Source organism: Nocardioides humi (assembly GCF_006494775.1).
Classification (GTDB): Bacteria; Actinomycetota; Actinomycetes; order Propionibacteriales; family Nocardioidaceae; genus Nocardioides; species Nocardioides humi.
Map to the genome: position 1 here is coordinate 613400 of NZ_CP041146.1, position 17176 is coordinate 630575.

A 17176-nucleotide genomic window follows, 5' to 3' on the forward strand; every position below is an offset into this window, starting at 1 on the left:
CGCTCTCACAGGCGCGGGTCGACCGGCTCCGACTCCAGCGCGAGCACGGCGAACACCGCCTGGTGCACCTTCCACAGCGGCTCGTTCCCCACGAACGCGTCGAGCGCGTCGAGGCCCAGGCCGTGCTCGCGCAGCGCCAGCTGCCGCTTCCTCCCGAGGTGGCGCTGCCGCAGCACGTCGAGGGAGTCGGTGTAGTCGGGGCCGTAGATGATCCGCAGGTACTCCCGCCCGCGCACCTTCAGCCCCGGCTGCACCCGCCCCTCGACGAGGTGGGCCGGCTTGACGACCATGCCCTCGCCGCCGGAGGCGGTCAGCTCGAGCCACCACCGGATGGCGGCCTCGCGCTCGGCGGCCGAGGAGAGGTCGACGAGCCGGTGCCGGGTGGGCGTGACCAGGCCGCCCTCCATCCGCGCCAGCGCCGCGAGGTGCCAGGGGTGCGGCTCGGTGTGGGCGAGCGCCCGGCCCTCGGCGGCGAGCACCTGGAAGGGCGCCACGGTCACGCCGTCGAGGCCCTCCGTCGGCCGGCAGTACGACGCGTACGCGTCCCGGAAAGCGGCCGCGTTGACCCGCCGGCGCTCCACCCGGTCGGCCAGGGCGGCGACGTCGACTCCCCGTGCGCCGGCCTGCGCGAGCACGGCCGCCGCCTCGGGCAGCACCTCGCGCGCGGCGGCGCCCACGGCGGCGTACTGGCTCCGGATCAGGTCCAGCGCCTTGGCCGACCAGGGCAGCAGCTCGCAGTCCAGCGCCAGCCAGTCGGTGTCGAGCGAGGCGAACAGCGGCGCCGCGGCCGCGCGCAGCCGGTCGACCAGCTCGGCGGTGTCGGCGAAGAAGGGCCGTCCGGTGCGGGTGTAGACGGCGCCGGTCGTGCCGTCGGCGACCCCGAACCGGCGCTCCGCCACCCCGGCGTCCCGGGCCAGGACCGCGATCGCGCGTGAGCCCATGTGCTTCTCCTCGCACACGACGTGGGTGACGCCCCAGCCGGCGTACTCCTCGAAGGCCTCGGCGGGGTGCTCCAGGAAGCCGTCGAGCGAGGAGGTCGCGACCGGCGACATGGTCGGCGGCAGGTGGACCAGCCAGCGCGGGTCGACCGCGAACCGGCTCATCACCTCCAGCGCGGCGGCGGCGTTCTCCTCGGGGATCTTGACCTTGCCCGCGTGCGGCGACTCGATCCACCGGGTCCCGGCCACGTCGTCGATGGCAAGGACCGACGGCTCCCGCTCGTCGGTCGCCGGGGCGAGCGGGCGGGCCGGCTCGTACCACTGCTGCTCGGCCGGGACCGCCACGATCTCCCGCTCCGGGTAGCGCAGCGCGGTGAGGGCGCCCCCGAACACGACGCCGGTGTCGAGGCAGATGGTGTTGTTGACCCACTCGGCGGTGGGGACCGGGGTGTGGCCGTAGACGACCATCGCCTCGCCGCGGTACTCCTTCGCCCACGGATAGCGCACCGGCAGGCCGTACTCGTCGGTCTCCCCCGTCGTGTCGCCGTAGAGCGCGAAGGAGCGCACCCGGCCCGACGCGCGGCCGTGGTAGGCCTCCTTGAGCCCGGCGTGCGCGACCACCAGCCGGCCGCCGTCGAGGACGTAGTGACTGATCAGCCCGTCCATGAACGCCAGCGCTCGCGCGCGGAGGTCGTCCGGCTGCGCCGCCAGCTGCTCGAGCGACTCGGCCAGTCCGTGCGAGACCTTGACGTTGGCGCCCTTGAGCGCCCGCACCAGCTTGGCCTCGTGGTTGCCCGAGACGCACAGCGCGGTGCCGGCGGCGACCATCCCCATGACGAGGCGGAGCACGCCGGGCGTGTCCGGGCCGCGGTCGACGAGGTCGCCGACGAAGACGGCCTGCCGGCCCTCGGGGTGGGTGGCGCCGACCGCGACGCCGGCGTCGTCGTACTCCAGTCTCCAGCCCAGCTCGGTGAGCAGGCTGCGCAGCTCGGACACGCAGCCGTGCACGTCGCCGATCAGGTCGAACGGACCGGTGACGTCACGACGGTCGTTCCACGAGCGCTCGCGCACGATCGTGGCCGCGGCGACCTCGTCGACGCCGCGCAGGACGTGGACCCGGCGGAAGCCCTCCTTGCGCAGCCGGCCCAGCGAGCGCTTGAGGTCGCGGTGCTGGCGGGTGACGACGTGGCGGCCGAAGGCGCGGTCGGGCCGGGCCGCGTTGCGGTCCACCGCCACCCGCTCGGGTACGTCGAGCACGATCGCGTCGACCATGACGTCGTGGCTCTTCGCGAGCCGGACCAGCGAGGCGCGCGCGGTCTGTTGGACGTTGGTCGCGTCGACCACCGTCAGCAGGCCGCGGCGCAGGCGGGTGCCGACGATGTAGTGGAGGACGTCGAAGGCGTCGGGAGTCGCCGACTGGTCGTTCTCGTCGTCGGCGACCAGGCCGCGGCAGAAGTCGCTGGAGACCACCTCGGTCGGCTTGAAGTGCTGGCGAGCGAAGGTCGACTTGCCGCTGCCGGACACACCGACCAGCACGACCAGGCCCATCGTGGGGATGCCGAGCTCAGGCATCGGCCCTCGCCTCCTTCCTGTCCTCGTTCCGGGTGAAGATCGCCAGCTGGGTGGGCGTTCCGTGGGTCTCGTCCGGCTCGCCGACGCCGCGCCGCTCGACGACGTACCCGTGGGTGGTCGCGACCCGCTCGCACCAGGCGGCGAACTCGGCGCGGTCCCACTCGAAGCGGTGGTCCGGGTGGCGCATCCCGGTCAGCCCCTCGTAGAGCGCGTTGTACTCCCGGTTCGGCGTGGTCACGACGACCGCTCCGGGCCGTGCCGCGCCGAACACCACCCGCTCCAACGCCTCCAGGCGCGGCGGGTCGACGTGCTCGACGACCTCCATCAGCACCGCCGCGTCGTACCCGGCGAAGCGGGGATCCTCGTAGGTGAGCGCCCCCTGGAACAGCTCCAGCCGCTCGGCCTGCCGCTCGCTCATCCGGTCGACGTGCAGCCGGCGGGCGGCGTACTGCAGGGAGCGGGCGGACACGTCGCACCCGGCGACCTTCGTCAGGCCGGGCTCCTTGAGCAGCCGCTCCAGGAGCTGGCCGGGCCCGCAGCCGAGGTCGATCACGGTGCGCGCCTCGAGCTCGGCCAGGACTTGCAGCACCGCCCGATGGCGCTGGGTGTTGAGCGGCACCCGCCGCTCCTCCGGCTGGAGCACCTCCTCCTCCGCGGCCGGCTCCAGGCTCTCCTCCGCCGCCTCGTCGAGCTCGGCGAGGCGCGCCAGCGCGACCCGGGTGAGCCCGCCCCTGCGGCCCAGATATCGCCGGGTGATCAGGGTCCGGTCCGGGTGGCCGGCCAGCCACTCGCCGCCGGAGCGCAGCAGCTTGTCGACCTCGTCCGGGCCCTGCCAGTAGTGCTTGGACTCGTCGAGCACCGGCAGCAGCACGTGCAGCTGGCTCAGCGCGTCGGCCAGCCGCAGCTCACCGGTCAGCGTGAGCCGCACGTACCGCGAGTCGCCCCACTCCGGGAAGGCCTCGTCGAGCACGATCGGCTCCGCGCTCACCTCCCAGCCCAGCGGCCCGAACACCCGGTGCGCGATCTCCGCGCCGCCCCGGCAGGGCAGCACCGGGATCCGGATCTCCAACGGGATCGCGCTGTCCGCGAGCGCCTGGTCGGCCTTGCAGGTGCCGGAGCGCGCCGTGCTGAACACGTCCGCCAGCGCCACACCGAGCAGCGAGGACGCGGCGTACGAGCGGTCGTTGACGTACTGCGCCAGGCTGAAGTCCGGCGCCTTGCGCCCCTGCCGCCGCGCCAGCCGCACCGGGTCGACCTCGAGGACGAGCGCCGCCGTGCACCGCTCCTCGCTCGCCTCCGGGTAGAGCACGGTCGCGGTCCCGAAGGACTGCGGGAACTCCTGGACGCGGTCGGGGTGCTTGTGCAGGAGGTAGCCCAGGTCCGTCGCCGGTCGGTGGGTCGTCGAGATGGTCAGCAGCACGTCGCCATCCTGCCCGGCACCGCAACGGATTTACGCCGGGCCGGGCTGTCGGCGAGCCCAACCGCGTGCCGCGCCACCGCGAGGCCGTCGAGCCGTTCTACGCCCTCTCCTACCGGATCACGTTCCTCAGCAGGGCCGAGCTCGCCCGCGACTACGTCGTCACGCCCCCGCCCGGCTCCGCGACGACTACCTGCCCGCCCGCGGCCTGACCTCCAACGGCCACCACGAGATCTACTTCGGCGACCGAGTCCCGACGCTGGAGCACGTGCTCAGGTTGCAAGGTGCTCGACGATCCGTCGTGCGGCCCGGAGACCTGAGCCCCGGACGGCCGGTCAAGTCGCCGGCCGTTCTGCTCTCACTACGCGAGACATGGCTACGCTGGTCGGCCCATGGCCAGGTCCCCGATCCCGCCATGGGTCGCACTGCGGTCGTCCGGCGGACTCGACACTGCCTGTCGGAATATCGGACACTCCCCGACCTCGAACGCCGGACATCATGAGGGGATGGTCGCGCAGGATGTGATCGTCGGCCCGGAGTTGCGGCTCGATCTTCTTCGTCGGGAGCGGACGGGCATTGCCGAGACGGTCTACGGCCCGGGCAAGTCTGCCGGGCAATGCGCCACCGCCGTCGCCGGCCTGCTCGCCGGCGGGTCTCAGGGCCCCGTCCTGCTCAGCCGCGCGGACGACGAGCAGGCAGCGGCGGCACTCTCGACGAACCCGGGTGGCGTCCGCATGCCGACGGCGGACGGACTCTTCCTGCTCGCATGGCGCACCTGCCCGCCTCGACCGGGCCATGTGCTCGTCCTGACGGCGGGCACAGCCGACCTCCCGGTCGCTCGGGAGGCCGCCGCCGTCCTGTCGGCGTACGGCTGCGCGCCGACCCTGATCGCCGACATCGGGGTCGCGGGCCTGCATCGGGTGCTCGAGCAGCGGGAGCGGCTCGACACGGCAGACGTGGTGCTCGTGGTCGCAGGGATGGAAGGGGCTCTGGCCAGCGTTGCGGCGGGCCTCACCCGTGCGCCGGTGATCGCGGTACCGACGAGCACGGGCTACGGTTCCGGCCTGTCCGGGATCACTGCCCTTCTCGGAATGCTTGCCTCTTGCAGTCCGGGGATCACGGTCGTCGGCATCGACAACGGCTTCGGTGCCGCGTGTGCCGCTCTGCGGATGCTCGGAGAACCAGGAAGAGGCGACGATGTCCGCGACTGATCGGCGGCCGATCGCCGCACTCTGCGATCGTTCCGCTCGGCTCAGGGAGCAGGTCGAGAGCCACGGGTCGCTGGTCGTCGCCTTCTCCGGTGGCGCCGATTCTGCCCTGCTGCTGGCGGCCGCTGCGCGTTTCCTCGGGAAGGACAATACGGTCGCCGCGACCGCGGTGAGCCCGTCGCTCCCGCACACGGAGCTCGAAGCAGCAAAGACGTTCGCCGCCGACATCGGCGTACGTCACATCCTCGCTCCGACGAGCGAGCTGGATCGCCGCGGCTACCGTGAGAACGGCGTGGATCGCTGCTTCCACTGCAAGGCAGAGCTCCTCAGCGTCCTGGCTCCACTGGCAGCGGAGCTGGGCCTGGACGCAGTCGCGACGGGGACGAACAGCGACGACGCCATCGACCCCTTCCGGCCGGGCATCCGTGCTGCCGCGCTCGCCGGCGCGGTCACGCCCCTGCGTGACGCCGGGCTCGCGAAGACCGATGTCAGGGAGCTCTCCCGAGCCTGGGGCCTGGCCACCGCGGACAAGCCCGCGGCGGCCTGCCTCTCGAGTCGTGTGGCCTACGGTCTCCGGATCACTTCCCCGCGACTACGCCGCATCGAACGTGCCGAGGAGTCGCTTCGGGAGGCGCTCCGCGGGGCCGGTCTCCCGGTACGCGATCTGCGCGTCCGCGACCACGGCAACGTGGCCCGGGTCGAGGTCGACAGGGAGATCGTGGCGGAACTGCGTCGCCGCCCACAGCTGTTGGACACCATCCGCGGCTTCGACGTGGTCGAGGTCGATCCGCGAGGTTTCCGGTCAGGTTCGATGAACGAGCAGTTGAGCGGCGGGGATTCGTGAGCCGCATCGGCTGGATCGACGCCACTGCGGGCGTCAGTGGCGATATGTTGCTGGGCGCCTGCATCGCGGCGGGCGCACCGCTCGACGTCGTCAATCGTGCCGTCCGGTCGCTGGATCTGCCCGAGACGGTGGACGTCACCGCGAGCACCGTACGTCGTGGGGCACTCGCAGCGACCCGGGCCGTCGTCTCGGTACCGCAAGCGCACCACCACCGCACGCTCGCGGACGTGCACCGCCTGCTCAGCAGGCTCGCTCCTCCGCTGCGTGAGCGGACGGCGGCCGTCTTCACCGCGCTCGGCGAAGCCGAGGCCGCGGTCCACGGCATCCCACTCAGCGAGGTGCACTTCCACGAGGTCGGCGCCCTGGACAGCATCGTCGACGTGGTCGGGGTGGTTGCCGCACTCGACGCCCTCCACATCGACCGGCTGGTGGCCAGCCCGATCGCCTTGGGGGGCGGTCGGACGATGACGGCGCACGGCGCGATCCCGCTCCCCGGGCCAGCCGTCCTCGAGTTGCTCCGAGGGCGGGGAATGCCCGCGTTCGGCGGTCCCGTCGACATGGAGCTGGCCACTCCTACCGGCGTCGCGCTTCTCGTCACGCTCGCCACCGACACGGGGGCGCTCCCGGCCGGCCTTCCGTTCGCCATCGGCGTGGGCGCGGGTGACCGAGAGCCGGCCGGCCACACGAACGTGTGCCGACTGGTCCTCTGCGACTCCGCCGCGACAGCGTCCACTCTGCCCACCGAGGCCGAGGTCGTCCTGGAGGCGAACGTGGACGACCTCGATCCGCGAGTGTGGCCCTCGGTGCTCGCCGCGCTGCTGGAGGCAGGGGCGGCCGACGCCTGGCTGACGCCGATCCTGATGAAGAAGGGACGGCCTGCACACACCCTCTCGGTGCTAGCAGCGCCTACCAGAGTCGACGCACTCATTCGTGTGGTCCTCACACACACAACGACGATCGGCGTACGCCGGCATGAGGTACACAAGAGCCGGCTTCGGCGTGAGGTAGTGACGGTGCAGGTGGGAGGCCGGCCGGTACGCGCGAAACTGGCATGGCTGGACGGGGCGGTCGTCACCGCGACGCCTGAATACGAGGACGTGGCCCGGTTGGCGCGTGCTGCCGGAACGACCGTTCGGGCCGCCCTCGCGGCCGCCGACGTCGCCGTCGACGCTCATCGCCGGGCGCTGGAGGCCGCAGCATCGCCGACACATGCTCGTTGAGGGCTCAGGAGGACGCCGGTACGGCCGGCTGCAGCGCCAGCAGCTGAGCGGGCGGGAGCTCGTCGTGATCGGCGACATCGAGGTCCACCGACACGACGTCGATGCGGTTGCTCAGGGTCTGGCGCAGCGTCCGGGCCTGCGCGGTCGTCGCTACGACGACCGCGCAGAACTGGCGTCGGCCGTGCTCGGGTGGCTTCAGGTCCGCGGCGAGGACGTCGACCCCGCGCCGGTGGAGCACCGAGGCCAGTGACAGGAGAAGCGCACGGTCCGCGTCGAGCGTGGTCACCACGACGCGATGAGGCACGGCGCCGGTCACGGCAGGCGCTCCGCCGGCGCCTCCCGGAGGCGGGAATGGACGATCTCTGCCGCGGCCATGCCCGTCGATATCCGGCGGGCCGCGCACTGGAGGAGGATCTCCCGGGTGGTGTCGCCGACGCCGCGCACCCTCTGGTGCACCTGCGATCCCGTGTGCCCTCTCAGCTCCCCTCCGACCTGGATCAGACCGCCGGCGTTGGCGACGTAGTCCGGGACCCAGGTGACGCCGAGGTGGTGCAGCCGCAGATCGATGTCGGCCGTGGCCAGCTGGTTGTTCGCGGCGCCGCACACGATCCGGGCCCGCAGCGCGGTGACGGAGGACCGGGTCAGCGAGGCCCCGAGTGCGCAGGGCGCGTAGATGTCCACATCGGCGTCGATCACCCGTGGCACGCTGGGCACCTCGTCGCCGCACGTCTCCCGCACCCGCTGGATGGCCTGCGGGTCAGGATCGGCGACGACCACCGACGCGCCCTCGCAGAGGAGGAGCTGGGCGAGGTGCGCGCCGACCTTGCCGACTCCCTCGATGCCGACAGCTCGCCCGCGGAGCCCTTCCGATCCCCAGACCTCGGTGGCGGCGGCCCGCATCGCATAGAAGACGCCTGCGGCGGTCGATCGGCCGCTGTCTCCAGATCCGCCGGCGCCGCTGGTCCTCCCGACGACATGCGGCGTCACCTCCCCGATGACGTCGAGATCCTCTGCGCAGGTGCCCACGTCGGCGGCGGTGACGTAGCGACCGTCGAGCCCGTCGACGAAGCGTGCGTAGGCGCGCAGCAGCTCGGGCGTCTTGTGCCGCGCAGGGTCCCCCATGATCACGGCCTTGCCGCCCCCAGGGGCAGTCCGGCAGCGGCCGCCTTGTAAGTCATTCCCTCGGCCAGCCGCAGCACGTCGGTGAGGGCCTCCGCCTCCGAGCGATAGGGCCGGAACCGGGTCCCGCCCAGGGCCGGCCCGAATGCCGTGCTGTGGATGGCGATGATCGCCATCAGACCGGTCTCGTCGTCGCGACAGAACACGACGCGCTCGCACCCCGGGGCATGGGGGTCCGTCTCGACGCCGCACGGGCCGGCCAGCTGCTCGAGCAACTCGGTGTTCACGTCTTCACTCCTCATGATCCGGACAGCGTCCCCTGTGGGGGCTTCGCCCTGGTCGCAGCCAAGGGATCACCTTGACCATCTGACGATCAATCCAAGCCTGAGTGCCACTCTCAGGTCAATCAACATCGATGTAACCTTGCAGATCGTTAGGCTGTGTCCGTCATCAAGGCCCTGGAGGTGTGCACGATGGCAACCATCGACCGACTCGATGTCGAGATCCTCGCCCTGTTGACGGACGACGCCAGGGCGGGGATCGCGGAGATCGCGCAGGAGCTCGGCGTCAGCCGGCAGACCGTCCAGCTCCGGCTGCGGCGCCTCGAGGACGACCGCATCCTCGTCGGATTCCAGCCGATCGTCGACCTGTCCGTCGCCGGGGCTCCGGTCCAGGCGCTCGTCAGCCTCGAGATCGACCAGCGCGTGATGGCCTCCATCGTCGACGGGCTGCGCGAGCTGCCCGAGGTCCTCGAGGTCCGGATCCAGGCCGGGCGCGAGGATCTCCTGGTGCACGTCGCGCTCGCGTCCCTCGAGGAGCTGCAGCGGCTGACCGCGGCCATCGTCGAGGTGGACGGCGTGCGCAAGACGACCTCGACCTTCACCGTCGCCACACCGGTCCCCCACCGCATACTGCCGCTGCTTCGCGAGCTCACCAAGGACGCCGGCTGGGGGAGGTCCACCCCGGCACCGCGATGACGGTGACGACTCGACACTCCAACAGGCCATCGCTGCGCCAGACCTGTCCCCCAACCGGCGTCCGCCTCACATCAGCACCGCCGTCTCCGGCGCCGACAAGAGCTCACCCACCCGGTGCAGCACCCTGGAGCCCAGCTCACCGTCCACCAGCCGATGGTCGAACGACAAGCAGAGGGTGGTCGTCTGCCGGACCACGATCTCGCCCTCGACCACCCAGGGCAGGGACGGATCGCCCCCACCGCCAGGATCGCCGCCTCGCCGGGGTTCAGGATCGGCGTACCCCCGTCGATGCCGAACGCACCGATATTGGTGAGTGTGATCGTGCCCCGGGCCATGTCCTCGGGCGGCGTCCTCCCCGCGCGGGCCAGCTCGACCAGACCGGCCAACGCCTCCGCGAGCTCCCGCAGGTCGAGATCCTGGGCATCCTTGATGTTCGGCACCAGGAGGCCCCGCGGTGTCGCCGCGGCCACGCCGAGATTGATCCGCTGTCGGACGATGATCTCCTGCGACTCCTCGTCCCAGCTGGCGTTGATCTCGGGAAAGGCCCGCACTGCCAGGACGAGCGCCTTCGCCACCAGCACGAGCGGAGTGAGCCGCACTCCACTCCAGGCCGACGAGGATCGCAGGCGCCGTAGGAGGTCCATCGTCGCCGTCACGTCCACGGTGACCCACTCGGTCGCGTGCGGAGCCGTGAACGCCGAGCTCACCATCGCCGCGGCGGTCGCCTTGCGAACACCGCGCACCGGGATCCGGCGCTCGTCGACGAGGAGGTCCGACGGCGACGCTCGTCCGACAGCGCGGTCCCGCGTCGCCACGGTCCCACCATCCGCAGGAGGCGTCAGCCGGATTCGGCGTGCTGATGCTCGGCGGACGCCGCTTCCGACGAGGACCTGAGGCGACTCACCCACCGTGGCGGACGACTCGTCCTCCACCAGGTCGATCTCCGCCACCGGCGCCTCGTCGGCCGACTCCACCGGCGAGGCGATGGCGATCAGCCTGCCGCCCACCGGAACCGTCTCACCGACCTGGGCGCACAGCTCGACCACCGTGCCCTCCAGAGGACTGGGCAGCTCCACGATCGACTTGGCGGTCTCGATGTCGACGATCAGCTGGTTGAGCTCGACCGGGTCGCCCACGGCCACGTGCCATGCGACGACCTCCGCCTCGGTCAGGCCCTCGCCCACGTCGGGCAGATGGAAGTGGACCGGTTCGCTCATGCCGGGCTCCTCTCCGAGGAGAGGGTCGAGCGGACAGCCAGAAGCACTCGGTCGACGTCGGGCACGAACTCGTCCTCCAGCTTCGCCGGAGGGTACGGCAGCCCGTAGGAGCCCACTCTCGCCACCGGTGCACGCAGGTCGTCGAAGCATCGCTCGGTCACCGCCGCGGCGATCTCGGCGCCCAGGCCGAAGAAGGTCGCGGCCTCGTGCACGACGACGACCCGCCCACTCTCCCGCGCACACCGCGCAACGGTGTCGACGTCGAGCGGCGAGATGGTCCGCAGGTCCACGACACCGACCGACACCCCGTCCTCCGCCGCCGCGGCAGCGGCGGCGAGCGCCGTGGCCACCGTGGCTCCGTGCGCGACGAGCGTGCAGTGCGAGCCCTTGCGCAGGACCATGGCCCGATCGAGGGAGGCCAGCGGAGCGTCCAGGTCGACCTCCCCTCGATCCCAGTACCTGCGCTTGGGCTCGTAGAAGACGACAGGATCGTCGCAGGCGATCGCCGCCCGCAGCAGCCGGAACGCATCCGCCGGGTTGGCACAGGAGACCACACGCAGGCCGGCCGTGTGCGCGAAATAGGCCTCGTTCGACTCGGAGTGGTGCTCCACGGCGCCGATGCCGCCGGCGGCGGGGATCCTGATCACGACCGGGAGCCGCACCCGCCCGCCCGAGCGCGCCCGCATCTTCGCGAGCTGACTGACGATCTGGTCGAAGGCCGGATAGACGAACCCGTCGAACTGGATCTCGCACACGGGCCGGAATCCCCGCAGGGCAAGGCCGATGGCGACCCCGACGATCGCCGACTCGGCCAGGGGCGTGTCGACGACCCGGTCCGCGCCGAACTCGTCCTGGAGTCCGTCGGTGACCCGGAACACGCCGCCCAGCCGGCCGACATCCTCCCCCAGGACGAGGACGCGACTGTCCTGCGCCATGGCGGTGCGCATGGCCTGGTTCAAGGACTTGGCGAGAGTCAGCTCAGGCATGGCCGGCCTCCGCCTCGACAGCCGCCCGGAACGCCGCATGGGCGCGCTGCTCCTCGCGCAACGCCGGGTGCGGCGTGGTGTAGACCTGCTCGAAGACCTCCTCGATCGCGGGGGCCGTCAGCGAGAGGCACGCCCGGCGCACGTCCGCGGCGAACTCACGCGCCTGCAGAGCGACGGTGTCCACCCAGTCGCCCTCCCCCCGGTGACGCAGGGCCGCGTCGAGCCGCCGCAGCGGGTCGCGCCCTCTCCACTTCTCCACCTCGAGCTCGGATCGGTAGCGCTTGGGGTCGTCGGAGGTGCTGTGGCCGGCCATCCGGAAGGTGTCGGCCTCCACGAACGCGGGGCCGTGACCCGCGGCGGTCCACTCGACCGCGGCGGTGGTCACCGCGTGCACTGCAAGCGCGTCATTCCCGTCGACATGCCAGCTCCGGAGCCCGAATCCCGCGGCACGGTGATGGAGCGGAGTCCCGTACTGCAGCTCGGTCGGGGTGGAGATCGCCCACTGGTTGTTCTGGCAGATGAAGATGATCGGCAGCCTGAACGCGGCGGCCCAGTTCATCGCCTCGCTCACGTCACCCTGGCTCGCCGCGCCGTCGCCGAAGTACACGGCCACCGGAGAAGCCTCGCCCGCGAGGCGGTTCCCCATCGCGAAGCCCGTCGCGTGCAGGGTCTGGGTCCCGAGGACGAGGGAGTAGAAGTGGAAGTTCCGGTGGTCGGCGACCCACCCCGAGTGGCTGATCCCCCGCCATTGCGCCAGCAGCTCCGCGGGCTCGATGCCGCGGCACAGCGCCGCCGCATGCTCGCGATAGCTGGGGAACACCATGGTCTCGGCAGGCAGCGCCCGCGCCGTGCCGACCTGGGCGGCCTCCTGGCCCCAGCACTGGAGCCACAGGCTGAGCTCACCCTGGCGCTGGAGCGCGAGGGCCTCCTGGTCGAGTGCACGGGCGAGGCTCATGCGGTGGTACAGATCGCGAGCCAGAGCCAGGTCGAAGCCGTGGCGCATGCCCGCGGGCGTCTCACTGCCGTCGGGTGCCACGAACTGGATCATCGGTGTCGCCTCGACGGCGGCGACGGGCGGAGGCACGTAGCCGTCGGGCGCTCGCCTGAGCGCGTCCTGCGTTCGGGTGGTCATCGTTGCTTCTCAGCTTCCTGTGGGATGCGTTCTCGGTCGCGGCCAGGATCACCGGCACTGCACCCGAGCTGGGCGAGAGTCGCCGTCGACGTCTGTCGGCGGCTCAGATCGGCAGGACGAAGGTCGAGCGATCCTGCAGATTCTCCGCGGAGAGGACAGCAAGGCCGTCGCAGCCGATCATGTCCAGGAGAACGGCCGAGACCGGGCTCGCGCCGAAGCAGGCGTCCACGCCGATCTCGAAGTCGGCCCGGCTGGGCAGCATCGGTCGCGCCACCAGAGACCTGACCTCGACCTCGTGCCGGCGCAGGACCTCGAGCAGGTCGCCGAGCGCGACCAGCAGCGAGCCCGCGGCGGTCCGCGCAAGGAGCCGATAGGTGGGCGGTCCTGCGTCGATCAAGGTCGTGTCCTCCTCGTGGATCGCGGCACAGGGCCGGCCGTGCGGGCGATCGACCCGGCGCGGCCGGCCCTGGGGTTCACTTCAACTCGGCCTGACCGCTCACGACGTCGTAGTAGCCGGGGACGGTCCAACCGTCCTCACCCTCGGCGGGGACGTTCAGCGGGGTGATCAGCTTCGCCGGGAGGTAGACCTCCGGCACCGGGATCACCTCGTTGACCGGCTTGCCCTCGACGAGGATCGAGTTGATCCACTGCCCGACGGTGGTGGCGAAGGGACCGAACTGCTGAGCCATCGTCGCGACGAGACCGCTGGTACCGTCGCCACCCCGGATCTCGCCCAGCGCCTGCTGATGGCCGTCGAACCCGAACATGGGCACATCCAGGCCCGCCTTCTCGAACACCTCGGCGGCGGCCATGCACGGCTCGTCGAATCCGCAGTAGACAGCGTCGATCTCGTCGCCGAAACGGGAGACGAAGTTCTCGGCCGCGTCGATCGACTCCTGGTAGTACCCGGCGAGCGTGACGTTCTTCGAGCCCAGGATCTTGATGCCGGGATAGCGGCTCTTGGTGATGTTCTCCAGCATCTCCTGCCGAATCACCACGCCGTAGTGCTGGTCGGACCAGATCGAGACGACGTTGCCGTTGCCCCCGAGGCTGTCGGCCAGGTAGGCGGCGATCTGCGCGGCCATGTCGAAGTTGTTCGTCGTCACGTCGCCGACCACCCCCGGACTCCAGCCCGAGTCGAGTGAGAAGACCGGGATCTTCGCAGCGTTGGCCCCGTCGATCGCAGCGCCGGACGCCTTGAGCACGACGAAGGCCGTGACGATGACGTCGACCTTGCGCGTGGTGAAGTCCTCGATCGCCCGCGCCGCGCCGTCGGCGTCGCCCTTCGAGTCGAGCGTCTCAACCGTCCAGTCGTAGTCGTTGTCCTCGATGAAGCTGCGGAACTCCGCGAGCGCCTTCACACAGCTCTGGCAGTCCGCGGTCAGCTCCACCCACCCGATGGTCAGCTTCCCATCCGTGCGGACGTCGTACGGGCCCTGTGGCTGGCCGTCGATGGCCGGCCCGCCAGCGCTGCCGCTCGAGCTTCCCGTGCTCCCGCTGTTCTTCTTGGCTCCGGAACCGGAGTCGGTCTCAGTCGTGGTGCCGGTACACGCGGCGAGCACGACCATCGCCACGAAGCTGGCGAGCACCGTCGACAGGCGCCTGGTTCGCTTTCTGAGCATCATTCACTCCCTGTTGTTGGATGGGCCGACTCTCCGGGGATCCACCCAGACGTGCGGCTTGGTTGCACCGTTGTGCTGCGGGTCCGTGGACCCAGCCCGAGCTGATCCGGATCAGTCGTTGTTCCTGTTCCGGAAGACTGCGAACGCGACCGCCGCCATCAGCACCAGGCCCGTGGCCAGGCTCTGGCCGGCCGAGTCGACGCCCATGATGTTGAGGCCGTTCTGCAACACCCCGTAGAAGAGTGCGCCGACGATCGTGCCGGGCACATTGGCTCGGCCGATCCGGTACATCGTCATCCCGAGGAAGACCACCGTGAGGCTGCTCAGCAGGAAGCCGTCACCCGCGCTGGGGACGCCGGCTCCCAGCCGCGAGGCGAGCAGCATGCCGGCGACGGCCGCGGCGATGCCGGAGATCACCATCGCCAGCGTCCGCGTCGGAGCGATCCGGATGCCGACGAGACGGGCGACACCGAAGCTGGATCCCAGCGCGTACAGGTGCCGGCCGGTGGGCCGTCGGTGCATCAGCAGGTAGATCACAGCCGACGCCAGAGCGGCGATCACGATGAGCGTCGGCACGTAGGCGATCCCGCCCGCGGCGATGTCGGTGAACTGCACGGGAATCCCGTTGAAGATCGAGAGCCCGCCCGAGTAGGCGGTGTTGAGACCCTGCAGCACACTCATCATCGCAAGCGTCGCGATGAGGCTGGGGAATCCGATCCACGAGATGAGGAAGCCGTTGACGAGGCCGATGGCCGCGCCGACCAGTACCCCGATGAGGAAGGCCAAGGGCACCGAGGTGATGCTCCCGTGCGCGAGCATTCCGGTGCACAGCAGGCCCACGAGGCCGGCGTTGGCGCCGACGGACAGGTCGTAGTCCCCCGCCGCCATCGGCACCGTGATCCCCACGGCGACGATCAGCAGTGGCGAGATCTGGATCAGGATGTTCTTGAGGTTGGCCGGGTCGGCGAAGTTGTCGCTCGCGAGCGCGAAGAAGATCACGAGCACGACCAGGGCAGCCGGTGTTCCGTAGTTCTGCGCGACGAGCGCCCAGCGATCTCTGCTCTTCGCGCGCCGAGCGACCGGCGGCGGTGGCGTGCTGGAGGCATGCGGCTCCAGCAGCTGTGCGGTCTCAGACATGATCGGTTCCTCTCTCCGCCCCGACGTCGCTCGTGGCCTCGAGCAGGAGGCTGTCGCGGGACTGCTGGTCGGGTTGCATCTCTCTGGTGGTTCCGGCCTTCATCACGACGACGCGGTCGCTCACCGTGACCGCCTCGTCCAGATCCGACGAGGCCAGGACAACGGCTGTCCCGTCATCGGCGAGACGCCGGATGAGCTGGTAGATCTCCTCGCGCGCGACCACGTCGAGGCCCTGGGTCGGCTCGTCGAGGAGGAGGATCTCGGGCGGTCTGCCGTTGACGAGCCATCGGCAGACCGAGACCTTCTGCTTGTTGCCACCGCTCAGCGTCGAGATCGGTTGGCCGGTCACGTCGCCCTTGATCGTCACGAGGCCGCGAGCCTGCTCACTGAGCCCGGCCTCGAGCCGGCCGAGGCGGGGGAACAGGCGTGGCGCCCGACGCCAATGGGGGGCGGCGAGGTTCCAACCGCCCGTCTCCTCACCGACCAGTGCGTTCTTGAGCCGGTCCTCGGGCACGAGCGCCACGCCCGCCGTCTGAGCACTGCGCACGGACCACCGGCCGCCATCGCCGCCGCCGCCGACGTCGAAGGTCGCCGACTCGCTGCGCCGCATGCCGTAGAGGGCTTCGAGCAGCTCCGTCTTGCCGGCGCCGACCATGCCGAACAGGCCGACGACCTCGCCTCCCCGCACAGTCAACGACGCATCCTCGACAGCGCCATCGCGGGTTCGGAGACCTTCCACTGCTAATCGCACGGGCCCCTCCGAAGCCCGCTCGACGCGGCTATGGCTCCCGACCGCCTGGTGGGCCCGATAGGCCTTGTCGCCCAGCATCCCCGCGACGAGTCGGTCCGGCGCCGTGTCGGCCGCGTCCCCGACCCAGACCCGTCGCCCGTCGCGCATCACCGTGATCCGGTCGCTGACCGAGAAGATCTCCTCCATGTAGTGGGAGATGAAGATGATGGAGGCGCGTGAGCGCAGCGTCCGCATCAGGCCGAGCAGATGCTCGATGTCCGGCTTCGGGATGGCCGCGGTCGGCTCGTCGAGGATCAGGATGCGGGGCCGCACGGAGAGCGCCCGGAGGATCTCGACCACCTTGCGGTCGGGCGGAGACAGCTCGCGCACCCGGCGGTCCAGGTCGACAGCGAACCCGAACTCGTCCGCGAGCGCTCGCGCCTCGCGCCGCATCCGCCGGTAGGAGACCAGCCCACGAGTGGTCAGCTCCCGACCGAGATAGACGTTCTCGTACGCGGTGAGCTCGGGATCGAGGCTGCCCTCCTGGCTCACGTAGCCGATCGAATAGCGAGTGAGGTAGTTCGCGACCCCGGGCTCGACCAGCTCGCCATCGACGAGCAGCCGCCCCCTGTCGGGACGCTCACGTCCGGAGATCATCTTGACCAGCGTCGACTTGCCGGCGCCGTTGGATCCCACGAGCGTGTGGATCTCGCCCGAGCGCAGTGAGAAGTCGGCGCTGTCGAGAGCCCGCGTTCCCGGGTACTGCTTGACCAGTCCCTGCACGTCGAGGATCGGCGACTCGCCGTCGATGCTTCCCGGCGCTTCCGGATTCTCAGCCATGGATGCACCCGCTTCCTCTCTCGTTCGGTCGCGACCTCGCCGGCTTCCGCATGCGAGGCGTGACGCCGATCACTTCGGCGTGACGTCATCGTGGAGTCGGCGGTAAGAGTCCCCGGGAGTGGTGGGGTTTGAGGGACCAGCGGCGAGGCGTCAGCACGTAGGCGGCCATCGGCGGGATCTTCGGTGTGAACGACCAAGAACACACTGAAGAAGGAGT

At 70.7% G+C, this 17176-nt stretch carries 15 protein-coding genes and 2 pseudogenes; 5 read left to right on the plus strand and 12 right to left on the minus strand.

The features are described from left to right. Positions 1 to 5: 5 nt before the first annotated feature. Positions 6 to 2510, minus strand: a complete 2505-nt coding sequence (locus FIV44_RS03010) for a polynucleotide kinase-phosphatase (protein ID WP_141003201.1) — start codon at positions 2508 to 2510, stop codon at positions 6 to 8. Beyond that, on the minus strand, positions 2503 to 3930 hold the full coding sequence (locus tag FIV44_RS03015) for a 3' terminal RNA ribose 2'-O-methyltransferase Hen1 (protein WP_141003202.1): 1428 nt from the start codon (positions 3928 to 3930) through the stop codon (positions 2503 to 2505). Before FIV44_RS03015 ends, FIV44_RS03010 begins: the two co-directional genes overlap by 8 nt. A 65-nt stretch (positions 3931 to 3995) precedes the next feature. Between FIV44_RS03015 and FIV44_RS30195 the strand changes: the two genes are divergently transcribed. From FIV44_RS30195 to larC, 4 genes are all read left to right on the plus strand, one after another. Next, the gene (locus FIV44_RS30195; protein ID WP_181410953.1) at positions 3996 to 4139 is read left to right on the plus strand and encodes a hypothetical protein; all 144 of its coding nucleotides are present in this window, start codon (positions 3996 to 3998) and stop codon (positions 4137 to 4139) included. Between the two features lie 294 nt (positions 4140 to 4433). Next, positions 4434 to 5138 (plus strand): nickel pincer cofactor biosynthesis protein LarB, encoded by a 705-nt coding sequence (gene larB, locus FIV44_RS03020; RefSeq protein ID WP_141003203.1) that lies wholly within the window; start codon positions 4434 to 4436, stop codon positions 5136 to 5138. Continuing rightward, the gene (gene larE / locus FIV44_RS03025; RefSeq protein WP_141003204.1) at positions 5125 to 5979 is read left to right on the plus strand and encodes an ATP-dependent sacrificial sulfur transferase LarE; all 855 of its coding nucleotides are present in this window, start codon (positions 5125 to 5127) and stop codon (positions 5977 to 5979) included. Before larB ends, larE begins: the two co-directional genes overlap by 14 nt. After that, a complete protein-coding gene (gene larC, locus FIV44_RS03030) occupies positions 5976 to 7199 on the plus strand; it encodes a nickel pincer cofactor biosynthesis protein LarC (protein WP_246086779.1) in 1224 nt (407 codons plus the stop codon). Before larE ends, larC begins: the two co-directional genes overlap by 4 nt. Before the next feature lie 4 nt (positions 7200 to 7203). Here larC and FIV44_RS03035 read toward each other — a convergent pair whose 3' ends face one another. From FIV44_RS03035 to FIV44_RS31035, 3 genes and pseudogenes are all read right to left on the minus strand, one after another. Further along, positions 7204 to 7515 carry a hypothetical protein gene (locus FIV44_RS03035; RefSeq protein ID WP_141003205.1) on the minus strand — a complete coding sequence of 104 codons (312 nt, stop codon included), beginning with the start codon at positions 7513 to 7515 and terminating at the stop codon, positions 7204 to 7206. Further along, entirely contained in the window at positions 7512 to 8099 is a 588-nt protein-coding gene (locus tag FIV44_RS03040) for a Glu/Leu/Phe/Val dehydrogenase family protein (protein ID WP_425465166.1), read from the minus strand. The genes FIV44_RS03035 and FIV44_RS03040 overlap by 4 nt, the downstream gene beginning before the upstream one ends. 150 nt (positions 8100 to 8249) lie before the next feature. Continuing rightward, a pseudogene (locus FIV44_RS31035) lies at positions 8250 to 8620 on the minus strand (Glu/Leu/Phe/Val dehydrogenase dimerization domain-containing protein); the annotation flags it as partial. Positions 8621 to 8791: 171 nt separating this feature from the next. Here FIV44_RS31035 and FIV44_RS03045 point away from each other — a divergent pair. Then, positions 8792 to 9295 carry an Lrp/AsnC family transcriptional regulator gene (locus FIV44_RS03045; protein WP_141003206.1) on the plus strand — a complete coding sequence of 168 codons (504 nt, stop codon included), beginning with the start codon at positions 8792 to 8794 and terminating at the stop codon, positions 9293 to 9295. Between the two features lie 66 nt (positions 9296 to 9361). On the opposite strand, the pseudogene FIV44_RS03050 reads toward FIV44_RS03045, so the two are convergent. From FIV44_RS03050 to FIV44_RS03080, 7 genes and pseudogenes are all read right to left on the minus strand, one after another. Next, positions 9362 to 10512 (minus strand): annotated as a pseudogene (locus FIV44_RS03050) (dihydrolipoamide acetyltransferase family protein). After that, positions 10509 to 11498: an alpha-ketoacid dehydrogenase subunit beta gene (locus FIV44_RS03055; protein WP_141003207.1), complete on the minus strand. Its 990-nt coding sequence runs from the start codon at positions 11496 to 11498 to the stop codon at positions 10509 to 10511. The pseudogene FIV44_RS03050 and the gene FIV44_RS03055 overlap by 4 nt, the downstream one beginning before the upstream one ends. Continuing rightward, positions 11491 to 12630, minus strand: a complete 1140-nt coding sequence (locus FIV44_RS03060; RefSeq protein ID WP_219996260.1) for a thiamine pyrophosphate-dependent enzyme — start codon at positions 12628 to 12630, stop codon at positions 11491 to 11493. The genes FIV44_RS03055 and FIV44_RS03060 overlap by 8 nt, the downstream gene beginning before the upstream one ends. A gap of 103 nt (positions 12631 to 12733) precedes the next feature. Then, entirely contained in the window at positions 12734 to 13027 is a 294-nt protein-coding gene (locus FIV44_RS03065; RefSeq protein WP_141003208.1) for a hypothetical protein, read from the minus strand. Positions 13028 to 13103: 76 nt separating this feature from the next. After that, positions 13104 to 14219, minus strand: coding sequence for a sugar ABC transporter substrate-binding protein (locus FIV44_RS03070; protein WP_181410954.1), 1116 nt, complete (start codon positions 14217 to 14219; stop codon positions 13104 to 13106). Between the two features lie 144 nt (positions 14220 to 14363). Continuing rightward, positions 14364 to 15389: an ABC transporter permease gene (locus FIV44_RS03075; protein WP_141003210.1), complete on the minus strand. Its 1026-nt coding sequence runs from the start codon at positions 15387 to 15389 to the stop codon at positions 14364 to 14366. Next, a complete protein-coding gene (locus tag FIV44_RS03080; RefSeq protein WP_141003211.1) occupies positions 15382 to 16959 on the minus strand; it encodes a sugar ABC transporter ATP-binding protein in 1578 nt (525 codons plus the stop codon). Before FIV44_RS03080 ends, FIV44_RS03075 begins: the two co-directional genes overlap by 8 nt. Positions 16960 to 17176 lie beyond the last annotated feature (217 nt).